This is a genomic window from Streptomyces sp. NPDC093065 (assembly GCF_044754585.1).
Taxonomy (GTDB): Bacteria; Actinomycetota; Actinomycetes; order Streptomycetales; family Streptomycetaceae; genus Streptomyces.
Window position 1 is genome coordinate 1 of the sequence record NZ_JBIVPJ010000052.1, and the last position, 10,130, is coordinate 10,130.

The following is a 10,130-nucleotide window of genomic DNA, read 5'->3' on the forward strand; positions in this document are numbered from 1 at the left end:
CCGGTCCGGGAGTAACGGCTCGATCCGCGCCCACTGCGCGTCAGTCAACGGCACACCCGGACCAACGACCGACTGATCCAAACGAAACTGCCTAGCCATAGAGCCGCAAGCATGGGTGTTTCACGTGAAACACCCACAAGTTTCACGTGAAACAGGGGCCGCCGCATCCACCAGGGTGCGGCGGCCCCGGCGTTTCCCCGGGTGCGTACGGCAGGATGTGCCACATGCCCAGTGCAGAATCGACGCCAGCAAGCGTGCACGAGCCGGACCCCGTGCGGCCGACCAGTCAGGACACGGTCGCCGCGGCCGGCAGCGAGCTGATCGGCGGCCCGATGGGCCGACGTGCCCTGCTCGGCCGGTCCTGGTGGACCCCTGTGCGGGTGATCGCACTCGTCGCGATCGGCATGTTCGCCCTCGGACTGGTCCAGAAAGCCCCCTGCTACAACGGCGCCTGGTTCTTCGGGGCCAGCTCCCAGTACACCCACGCGTGCTACTCGGACATCCCGCATCTCTACCAGGGGCGCGGGTTCGTCGACGGGCTCGTGCCGTACTTCGACAAGCTCCCCGGCGACATGGAGTACCTGGAGTACCCCGTGCTGACCGGCCTCTTCATGGAGGTCGCGTCCTGGCTCACGCCGGGCGGCGGCACCATCCAGGACCAGGAGCAGTGGTACTGGATGGTCAACGCCGGGATGCTCATGGTCTGTGCGGCCGTCATCGCGGTCTGCGTGACCCGCACCCACACCCGGCGTCCCTGGGACGGCCTGCTGGTCGCTCTGGCCCCTGCCTTCGCGCTGACCGCCACCGTCAACTGGGACCTGCTGGCGGTCGCCCTGATGGCCGCAGCCCTCCTGATGTGGTCCAGGCAGCGTCCGCTGGCCTTCGGCGTGCTGCTGGGCCTGGCAACGGCCGCCAAGCTCTACCCCTTCCTGATCCTCGGTCCGCTCCTCGTCCTGTGCTGGCGTGCGGGCAAATGGCGGGCTTTCGGAACAGCACTGGGCGGCGCGGTCGTCGCCTGGCTCGTGGTGAACCTGCCGGTGATGCTCTGGGCCTTCGACGGCTGGTCGAAGTTCTACACGTTCAGCCAGGAGCGGGGAGTGGACTTCGGGTCCTTCTGGCTGATCCTGACCCAGAACTCCGACAACCCGCTCAGCACCGAGACGGTCAACACCCTGGCCACGCTTCTGATGCTGCTGTGCTGCGGTGCCGTCGCGGCGCTCACGCTGACCGCCCCCCGGCGACCGCGGTTCGCCCAGCTCGCTTTCCTGATCGTCGCGGTGTTCATCCTCACCAACAAGGTCTACTCACCGCAGTACGTGCTCTGGCTGGTGCCGCTGGCCGCACTGGCGCGGCCGAAATGGCGGGACTTCCTCATCTGGCAAGCGTGCGAGGTGGCGTATTTCCTCGGCATCTGGATGTACCTCGCGTACACGACCAGCGGTGACTCCCACAAGGGGCTGCCGACGGACGGCTACCACTGGGCCATCGGCCTGCACCTGCTGGGAACGCTGTTCTTCTGCGCCATGGTCGTGCGCGACATCCTGATGCCGGACCGGGACCCGGTCCGGCGGACGGGCGACGACGACCCGTCGGGCGGTGTGCTGGACGGCGCGCAGGACGTCTTCGTCCTGGGCCCCGCGGCTCGTACCGAGCTGCCCGCGGCCCACGTCGATGGGCCACCCGTGCACTGGGGCAAGAGCCGGCAGCCGGATGGTTCGCTCTGAGCGAACGCGCGGAAGGCCGTACACGACGATCGCGGGAATCACCACGACGTCGGGTACGGCCTTCCGCGCCGTCAGGGCCCGCTCGCTAGCGGTCGAGGATGCGGTCGAACTGCGTGGTGGTGTGCCGCAGATGGGCCACCAGCTCGTCACCCACCTTGGGCTCCGCCGCGTCCGAGGGCACGAACAGGATCGACACCTGCATGTGCGGCGGCTCCGCGAACCAGCGCTGCTTGCCGCTCCAGACGAACGGCGAGAGGTTCCGGTTGACCGTGGCGAGACCGGCCCGGGCGACACCCTTGGCGCGCGGCATGACGCCGTGCAGCGCCTTCGGCGCCTCCAGACCCACCCCGTGCGACGTGCCGCCCGCCACGACCACCAGGAAACCGTCGGAGGCGGCCTTCTGCTGCCGGTAGCCGAAGCGCTCGCCCTTGGCGACGCGGGCGACGTCCAGGACCGCTCCGCGGTACTCGGTGGCCTCGTGGTCGCCCAGCCAGAGCCGGGTGCCGATCCGGGCTCGGAAACGGGTCTGCGGGAACTGCTGCTGGAGGCGGGCCAGCTCGTCGGCCTTGAGGTGGCTGACGAACATGGTGTGCAGCGGCAGCCGGGCCGCGCGCAGCCGGTCCATCCAGCCGATGACCTCCTCGACGGCGTCCGAGCCGTCGGTGCGGTCCAGCGGCAGGTGAATGGCGAAGCCCTCGAGCCGGACGTTCTCTATGGCGGCGTGCAGCTGCGGCAGGTCCTGCTCGCTGATGCCGTGTCGCTTCATCGAGGACATCACCTCGATGACCACGCGCGCGCCCACCAGGCCGTACACGCCGTCGATGGACGACACCGAACGCACGACCCGGTCGGGCAGCGGCACGGGCTCCTCACCGCGCCGGTACGGCGTGAGGACCAGCAGGTCACCGCCGAAGAAGTCCTTGATGCGGGCGGCCTCGTAGGTGGTGCCGACGGCCAGTACGTCCGAGCCCAGCCGGGTGGCCTCCTCCGCCAGCCGCTCGTGACCGAATCCGTAGCCGTTGCCCTTGCAGACCGGGACCAGCCCGGGGAACTGCTCCTGCACGTGCTTGTGGTGCGCCCGCCAGCGCGCGGTGTCGACGTAGAGCGTGAGCGCCATGGCCGGACCTGGAACCTTTCTCGTGGCTGTCAGAGGTGCGGATCGGGGAGGGGCTGTGCGGTCAGCGGCGCGACATGTAGATGTCGAGCGCCTTGTGAAGCAGCTTGTTCAGCGGGAAGTCCCACTCGCCGAGGTACTCGGCCGCCTGACCGCCCGTGCCCACCTTGAACTGGATCAGGCCGAAGAGGTGGTCGCTCTCGTCCAGGGAGTCGGAGATGCCGCGCAGGTCGTACACGGTGGCGCCAAGTGCGTAGGAGTCGCGGAGCATGGCCCACTGCATGGCGTTCGACGGCCGGACCTCGCGGCCGATGTTGTCGGAGGCACCGTAGGAGTACCAGACGTGCCCGCCGACGACCAGCATGGTCGCCGCCGACAGGTTCACCCCGTTGTGCCGGGCGAAGTACAGCCGCATGCGGTTGGGGTCCTCGTTGTTGAGGGCCGCCCACATGCGCTGGAAGTACGACACGGGGCGCGGCCGGAAGTGGTCGCGCACGGCCGTGATCTCGTACAGGCGCTGCCACTCCTCGAGGTCGTGGTAGCCGCCCTGGACGACCTCGACGCCGGCCTTCTCGGCCTTCTTGATGTTGCGGCGCCACAGCTGGTTGAAGTTCTTGTGGACCTCTTCCAGGGAGCGGTTGGCCAGCGGCACCTGGAAGACGTAGCGGGGCTGCACGTCACCGAAGCCGGCGCCGCCGTCCTCGCCCTGCTGCCAGCCCATGCGGCGCAGCTTGTCGGCCACCTCGAAGGCGCGCGGCTCGATGTGGTCCGCCTCTATGTCCCGCAGGCGCTTGACGTCGGGGTCCTGGATGCCCTTCTTGATGGACGTCGCGTCCCAGCGCCGGATGATCACCGGCGGGCCCATCTTCACGGAGAAGGCGCCCTGCTGCTTGAGGTGCGCCAGCATCGGCTCCATCCACTCCTGGAGGTTCGGCGCGTACCAGTTGATGACCGGGCCCTCGGGGAGATAGGCGAGATAACGCTTGATCTTGGGCAGCTGCCGGTAGAGGACGAGACCCACGCCGACCAGCTCACCGGTCCGGTCGTCGAACCAGCCGAGGTTCTCCGAGCGCCATTCCGCCTTGACGTCCGCCCATGCCGGGACCTGCATGTGACTCGCCGCCGGCAGGCTCTGGATGTACGCCAGATGCTGCTCGCGGCTGATGGTCCTCAGGGTCAGGCTCATTCGGGGCGCTCCTCGGGCTGGTGTGTCCCCATGGGTACAGGGGCTCCGGCTCTCGCGCGAAGCCTACTGCGCCCTGTGAGCGCCCCGTCCGGCGTACGGCAGGAAGGGGTTGCCCGGCGGGCGGCCGGGCGGCGGGGATCAGCCGACGAGCCCGCCGTGGTAGATGCCGAAGAACAGGCCGAGTGCGCTGGCGCCGAGTCCCAGCACCAGGCCGAAGCGCTCCCGTGTCGTCTCGGACACGTACTGGCCGTATCCGCCGGTCAGTACACCGAGCAGGCCCGCCCAGGAGGTGAGGACGTGCAGCCCCCGGAAGCTCGCGGTGGCGAGGGCGAGCACGCCGAGGACCAGGGTCACGGCCAGCAGCGCGTCCTGGAGGGGGTGCGGTCTGCCGTCGGTGGCCAGCAAGCCGGTCCGGGGCTTGGCGGGTCGCATGATCTGTGCCATGGAGAACCTCCTGCCGAAGGCAGTGTGTTTTCGCCCTCACATCCCTGACTACCGATTGTGTCCCCTCGGAGCCGGATTTCAACCGCAAGGCGACAGGCGGGTACGCTGTACCCTCCGCACCGGTGTCTGCAGCCGGCCACGACCGGGCCACCTCCTCGGAGGAGGCCCGATTGTCAGTGGGTCCTGGTTTACTCGTTGATGCCGGTGCGGACGCATCGCAACCCTCCTGCCACGGAACGACCGTGGCCGCTGAGTCCAAAGGAGGTGGGTTCCACATGCGTCACTACGAGGTGATGGTCATCCTCGACCCCGATCTCGAGGAGCGCTCTGTCTCCCCGCTGATCGAGAACTTCCTCTCTGTCGTCCGTGACGGCGGCGGAAAGGTCGAGAAGGTCGACACCTGGGGCCGTCGTCGTCTCTCGTACGAGATCAAGAAGAAGCCCGAGGGCATCTACTCGGTCATCGACCTGCAGGCCGAGCCTGCGGTCGTCAAGGAGCTCGACCGCCAGATGAACCTGAACGAGTCGGTCCTCCGGACCAAGGTCCTCCGTCCCGAGACCCACTGAGCCTTCCCGCTCAGCTGATCCCGGGATCCGAGTAGCAGCAACCAAGCAGCCAGAGCAGCAAACCCGCCGAGAGGTTCCCCATGGCAGGCGAGACCGTCATCACGGTCGTCGGCAATCTTGTCGACGACCCCGAGCTGCGCTTCACCCCGTCCGGTGCGGCCGTCGCGAAGTTCCGCGTCGCGTCGACTCCCCGCACCTTCGACCGCCAGACGAACGAGTGGAAGGACGGCGAAAGCCTCTTCCTCACCTGCTCGGTCTGGCGTCAGGCGGCGGAGAACGTCGCCGAGTCGCTCCAGCGAGGCATGCGCGTCATCGTGCAGGGCCGGCTGAAGCAGCGGTCCTACGAGGACCGTGAGGGCGTCAAGCGCACGGTCTACGAGCTGGACGTCGACGAGGTCGGCGCCAGCCTCCGCAACGCCACGGCCAAGGTCACCAAGACCTCGGGCCGCGGTGGCCAGGGCGGCTACGGCGGTGGTGGCGGCGGCCAGGGTGGCGGCGGCTGGGGCGGCGGCCCCGGTGGCGGCCAGCAGGGCGGCGGCGCTCCCGCCGACGACCCCTGGGCGACCGGCGCTCCCGCCGGTGGCCAGCAGGGTGGTGGCGGCCAGGGTGGCGGCGGCTGGGGCGGTGGCTCCGGCGGCGGTGGCGGCTACTCGGACGAGCCCCCCTTCTAAGGGGACGGGCTCTACCCACACTTCTTGATCACACAGGAGAGACATCATGGCTAAGCCGCCTGTGCGCAAGCCGAAGAAGAAGGTCTGCGCGTTCTGCAAGGACAAGGTCACGTACGTGGACTACAAGGACACGAACATGCTGCGGAAGTTCATTTCCGACCGCGGCAAGATCCGTGCCCGCCGCGTGACCGGCAACTGCACCCAGCACCAGCGTGACGTCGCCACGGCCGTGAAGAACAGCCGTGAGATGGCGCTGCTGCCCTACACCTCCACCGCGCGATAAGGGAAGGGTGACCGAAACATGAAGATCATCCTCACCCACGAGGTCTCCGGCCTCGGTGCCGCGGGCGACGTCGTCGACGTCAAGGACGGTTACGCTCGCAACTACCTGATCCCGCGGAAGTTCGCGATCCGCTGGACCAAGGGTGGCGAGAAGGACGTCGAGCAGATCCGTCGTGCTCGCAAGATCCACGAGATCCAGACCATCGAGCAGGCCAACCAGGTGAAGGCCCAGCTCGAGGGTGTGAAGGTCCGTCTGGCCGTTCGCTCCGGCGACGCCGGTCGTCTCTTCGGCTCCGTCACCCCGGCCGACGTCGCTTCGGCGATCAAGGCTGCCGGTGGCCCCGAGGTCGACAAGCGCCGCATCGAGCTGGGCTCCCCCATCAAGACCCTGGGCGCCCACGAGACGTCCGTGCGTCTGCACCCCGAGGTTGACGCCAAGGTCAGCATCGAGGTCGTCGCTGCCTGAGCGCTGCTCTCGCTGAAGCGATGAGAAGGGCCGCATCTCCCGTCAGGGAATGCGGCCCTTCTTCGTGACCGGGCGCCCAATCGTGGTGGTAGCCACGTTTCACGTGGAACGTCGCGTTTCACGTGAAACAGTCAGCGCGTGGCACCCGTGACGATCCAGCGTCCCGAACGTGTCCGCAGCCACAGCGTCACCAGGCGCATCGCCATCATCAGCGTCATGGCCGCCCACAGGGCGGTGAGCCCACCGCCGAGCGTCGGGACGAGAAGCGCCGCAGGAGTGAAGACCGCCAGGGTCAGCAGCATGGCCCAGGCAAGGTATGGCCCGTCGCCCGCGCCCATGAGGACACCGTCCAGGACATAGACCACCCCGCAGATCGGTTGCGCGACGGCCACGATCACCAGCGCGGGCAGCGCAGTGTCCTTGACCATGGAGTCGCCGGTGAACAGCGGCAGGAACACCGGGCGCGACAGCACCACGAGCAGGCCCAGCACGATCCCGACCGCGATGCCCCACTCCACCATCCTGCGACAGGCGTCGCGCGCACCCCGGGCGTCATCCGCTCCCAGGTACCGCCCGATGATGGCCTGCCCGGCGATGGCGATGGCGTCGAGGGCGAAGGCGAGCAGGCTCCACAGGGACAGCACGATCTGATGCGCGGCGATGTCGGCGTCGCCGAGGCGGGCCGCCACGGCCGTGGCGATCATAAGAATCGCCCGCAGTGAGAGTGTGCGTACGAGAAGCGGCATTCCGGCCTGAGCGGAGGCCCTGATGCCGGCGAGGTCGGGCCGCAGGGAGGCACCATGCCGTCGGGCTCCGTGAATGACCACCCACAGATAGACCCCGGCCATGCCGAACTGGGCGATGACGGTGCCCCATGCGGAGCCGGCGATACCGAGTCCGGCGCCGTAGACGAGTACGACATTGAGAACGGCGTTGGCGATGAAGCCGGCCACGGCCACGTAGAGCGGGGTCCGGGTGTTCTGCAGTCCCCTGAGGACACCGGTCGAGGCCAGCACGACGAGCATGGCGGGGATGCCGAGCGAGGAAATCCGCAGATAGGTGATGGCATAGGGTGCTGCGGTCTCGGATGCGCCGAAGAGTTCCACGAGGGAGGGGGCCGTGGGCAGAACGACGGCTATGACGGCGGCGCCGAGCAGCAGTGCCAGCCAGATGCCGTCCATGCCCTGGCGGATCGCCGCTTGCAGGTCACCGGCGCCGACGCGACGGGAAACGGCTGCCGTGGTGGCGTAGGCGAGGAAGACGAAGACGCTGACGGCCGTGGTGAGCAGGGCCGAGGCGATGCCGAGTCCAGCGAGCTGAGCGGTTCCCAGATGGCCGACGATGGCGCTGTCGGCCATGACGAAAAGGGGCTCGGCGACGAGCGCGCCGAAGGCCGGGACGGCCAGCGCGACGATCTCTCGATCGTGCCGGCGCCGGGCGGACCGGGTGCGCGCAGGGGCCTGTGTCATGAGCACTAATCTAATCGTCCACAGGTAAGAGATGCAAAGCAGTGTCGACCCTTACGGCCGGTCTCGCCCCGTGCACTTCTGGGTACGGGTCGAACCGATCTTGGTCCGACCGGGCAAGTTTTTCTCCTGCACAGGCGGTGGACGGTAAACATGCAGGTCAGCGATGCTTCCCCGGTTGAGGTGCGGGCTTGTTCACAGGGCTGTCCACCGGGTCGTGCACAGGTTTTGCGGAGTTCTCCACAGCATCTGGCCAGTCGTCCACATGGCCTGTGGATAACCAGATTGGCTGACGGTGCCCGCGGGCCTACGGTTATCCGGCGCCTGCTCCGCCCGTCGGCCGGTGAACCATCACAAAACCGACGCGCCAGGACCGGAGTTGGGCGTCTTATTTGTCAGTGCCGTGCCGTAGAAATGAGAGGCACGGCGAGGTCCGCTCGGCGGACGGGAGGAGGTGGCTCGGTGAGCATTTCCGAGCCCTTGGACGACCCGTGGGCCGACAGCGGCCCCAGTGATCGTCTGCCTGCCTCCCGCCGCCGCGGTGAGGGTGGCCGCGGCCGAGACGAGCAGCACGAGCGCGGCTCGGACAACGGCGCGTGGGACAGTGGCGGTACGGCGTTCGAGCGGGTACCGCCGCAGGACCTGGATGCCGAGCAGTCCGTGCTCGGCGGAATGCTCCTGTCCAAGGACGCCATCGCCGACGTCGTCGAGATCCTCAAGGGCCACGACTTCTACAAGCCGGCCCACGAGATGGTCTACCAGGCCGTCCTGGACGTCTACGCCAAGGGCGAGCCTGCCGACCCGATCACGATCGCCGCCGAGCTCACCAAGCGCGGTGAGATCAACAAGGTCGGCGGCGCCTCGTATCTGCACACCCTCGTGCAGACCGTGCCGACGGCCGCGAACGCCGCGTACTACGCGGAGATCGTCCACGAGCGGGCGGTCCTGCGCCGCCTGGTGGAGGCCGGCACCCGGATCACCCAGATGGGATACGCGGCAGACGACGACGTCGACGAGATCGTCAACCGCGCCCAGGCCGAGATCTACGCCGTCACCGAGCAGCGCACCAGCGAGGACTACCTGCCGCTCGGCGACATCATGGAAGGCGCACTCGACGAGATCGAGGCGATCGGGTCGCGCAGCGGCGAGATGACCGGTGTGCCGACGGGTTTCACCGACTTCGACTCGCTGACCAACGGCCTGCACCCCGGTCAGATGGTCGTCATCGCCGCTCGTCCCGCGATGGGCAAGTCGACCCTCGCGCTGGACTTCGCGCGGGCCGCCTCGATCAAGAACAATCTGCCGAGCGTCATCTTCTCGCTCGAAATGGGGCGCAACGAGATCGCGATGCGCCTGCTGTCCGCCGAGGCCCGTGTCGCGCTGCACCACATGCGGTCGGGCACGATGACGGACGACGACTGGACCCGGCTGGCGCGTCGGATGCCCGACGTGTCGGCGGCCCCGCTCTACATCGACGACTCCCCGAACCTGTCGATGATGGAGATCCGCGCCAAGTGCCGTCGCCTCAAACAGCGCAACGACCTCAAGCTGGTCGTCATCGACTACCTCCAGCTGATGCAGTCCGGCGGCTCCAAGCGCGCCGAGAGCCGGCAGCAGGAGGTCTCCGACATGTCCCGTAACCTCAAGCTCCTGGCGAAGGAGCTCGAGCTCCCGGTCATCGCGCTCTCCCAGCTGAACCGTGGTCCCGAGCAGCGCACCGACAAGAAGCCCATGGTCTCCGACCTGCGTGAGTCCGGTTCGATCGAGCAGGACGCCGACATGGTCATCCTGCTGCACCGCGAGGACGCCTACGAGAAGGAGTCGCCCCGCGCGGGCGAGGCGGACCTGATCGTGGCCAAGCACCGTAACGGCCCGACGGCGACGATCACGGTCGCCTTCCAGGGCCACTACTCACGCTTCGTGGACATGGCACAGACCTGACCGGCCGACCTGTAGGGTCTCAAATCCAGCTTCATAATCTCAGCGCCCGCTGCATATGGATGGCATTTATGCAGCCATCATGAGACTCGCAGCTCGGATCGTTCACTCTTCTGAGTGGCGTAAGGGGCGACCTCTCCATGCGGGGAGCGAACGCTGACACCTTGGCTACACGGGCGGGACTGTAAATCGTTCGGTGTAACTCCCGATCATGGAGGATGCATCGATGACCAGTGAGAACGTAGCTGAGCCCGGAGCTGTTGAGCTTTCGAA

General features: G+C 67.7%; 10 protein-coding genes. 6 read left to right on the top strand and 4 right to left on the bottom strand.

What is annotated here, in order from left to right; translation table 11 throughout:
- Nucleotides 1-215: 215 nt before the first annotated feature.
- Entirely contained in the window at nt 216-1,724 is a 1,509-nt protein-coding gene (locus ACIQFU_RS38305) for a glycosyltransferase family 87 protein (protein WP_402557989.1), read from the top strand.
- A gap of 85 nt (nt 1,725-1,809) precedes the next feature.
- On the opposite strand, the gene ACIQFU_RS38310 is transcribed toward ACIQFU_RS38305, so the two are convergent.
- From ACIQFU_RS38310 to ACIQFU_RS38320, 3 genes are all read right to left on the bottom strand, one after another.
- Complete coding sequence (locus ACIQFU_RS38310; RefSeq protein WP_402557991.1) at nt 1,810-2,841, bottom strand: alanine racemase; 1,032 nt, start codon at nt 2,839-2,841, stop codon at nt 1,810-1,812.
- Between the two features lie 61 nt (nt 2,842-2,902).
- On the bottom strand, nt 2,903-4,024 hold the full coding sequence (gene femX / locus ACIQFU_RS38315) for a peptidoglycan bridge formation glycyltransferase FemX (protein WP_402557993.1): 1,122 nt from the start codon (nt 4,022-4,024) through the stop codon (nt 2,903-2,905).
- Nucleotides 4,025-4,162: 138 nt separating this feature from the next.
- Nucleotides 4,163-4,468 carry a hypothetical protein gene (locus ACIQFU_RS38320; RefSeq protein ID WP_402557994.1) on the bottom strand — a complete coding sequence of 102 codons (306 nt, stop codon included), beginning with the start codon at nt 4,466-4,468 and terminating at the stop codon, nt 4,163-4,165.
- 275 nt (nt 4,469-4,743) lie between these two features.
- Here ACIQFU_RS38320 and rpsF point away from each other — a divergent pair, with 275 nt between their 5' ends.
- The 4 genes from rpsF to rplI all read left to right on the top strand — a co-directional run bounded on the left by rpsF (nt 4,744) and on the right by rplI (nt 6,453).
- The gene (rpsF, locus tag ACIQFU_RS38325; RefSeq protein ID WP_019324683.1) at nt 4,744-5,034 is read left to right on the top strand and encodes a 30S ribosomal protein S6; all 291 of its coding nucleotides are present in this window, start codon (nt 4,744-4,746) and stop codon (nt 5,032-5,034) included.
- Between the two features lie 80 nt (nt 5,035-5,114).
- Nucleotides 5,115-5,705: a single-stranded DNA-binding protein gene (locus ACIQFU_RS38330; RefSeq protein WP_402557995.1), complete on the top strand. Its 591-nt coding sequence runs from the start codon at nt 5,115-5,117 to the stop codon at nt 5,703-5,705.
- 46 nt (nt 5,706-5,751) lie between these two features.
- Nucleotides 5,752-5,988: a 30S ribosomal protein S18 gene (rpsR, locus tag ACIQFU_RS38335; protein ID WP_003949403.1), complete on the top strand. Its 237-nt coding sequence runs from the start codon at nt 5,752-5,754 to the stop codon at nt 5,986-5,988.
- Between the two features lie 18 nt (nt 5,989-6,006).
- Nucleotides 6,007-6,453, top strand: a complete 447-nt coding sequence (rplI, locus tag ACIQFU_RS38340; RefSeq protein WP_003975023.1) for a 50S ribosomal protein L9 — start codon at nt 6,007-6,009, stop codon at nt 6,451-6,453.
- A 131-nt stretch (nt 6,454-6,584) separates the two neighbouring features.
- On the opposite strand, the gene ACIQFU_RS38345 is transcribed toward rplI, so the two are convergent.
- Nucleotides 6,585-7,922, bottom strand: coding sequence for an MATE family efflux transporter (locus ACIQFU_RS38345; RefSeq protein WP_402557997.1), 1,338 nt, complete (start codon nt 7,920-7,922; stop codon nt 6,585-6,587).
- Nucleotides 7,923-8,381: 459 nt separating this feature from the next.
- Between ACIQFU_RS38345 and dnaB the strand changes: the two genes are divergently transcribed.
- A complete protein-coding gene (dnaB, locus tag ACIQFU_RS38350; RefSeq protein ID WP_402557999.1) occupies nt 8,382-9,860 on the top strand; it encodes a replicative DNA helicase in 1,479 nt (492 codons plus the stop codon).
- The last annotated feature ends 270 nt before the right edge of the window (nt 9,861-10,130 follow it).

Coding starts and splice junctions, on each gene's coding strand:
- ACIQFU_RS38305 (WP_402557989.1), top strand. CDS start 216: ATGTGCCACATGCCCAGTGCAGAATCGACGCCAGCAAGCGTGCACGAG.
- ACIQFU_RS38310 (WP_402557991.1), bottom strand. CDS start 2,841: ATGGCGCTCACGCTCTACGTCGACACCGCGCGCTGGCGGGCGCACCAC.
- femX (WP_402557993.1), bottom strand. CDS start 4,024: ATGAGCCTGACCCTGAGGACCATCAGCCGCGAGCAGCATCTGGCGTAC.
- ACIQFU_RS38320 (WP_402557994.1), bottom strand. CDS start 4,468: ATGGCACAGATCATGCGACCCGCCAAGCCCCGGACCGGCTTGCTGGCC.
- rpsF (WP_019324683.1), top strand. CDS start 4,744: ATGCGTCACTACGAGGTGATGGTCATCCTCGACCCCGATCTCGAGGAG.
- ACIQFU_RS38330 (WP_402557995.1), top strand. CDS start 5,115: ATGGCAGGCGAGACCGTCATCACGGTCGTCGGCAATCTTGTCGACGAC.
- rpsR (WP_003949403.1), top strand. CDS start 5,752: ATGGCTAAGCCGCCTGTGCGCAAGCCGAAGAAGAAGGTCTGCGCGTTC.
- rplI (WP_003975023.1), top strand. CDS start 6,007: ATGAAGATCATCCTCACCCACGAGGTCTCCGGCCTCGGTGCCGCGGGC.
- ACIQFU_RS38345 (WP_402557997.1), bottom strand. CDS start 7,922: ATGACACAGGCCCCTGCGCGCACCCGGTCCGCCCGGCGCCGGCACGAT.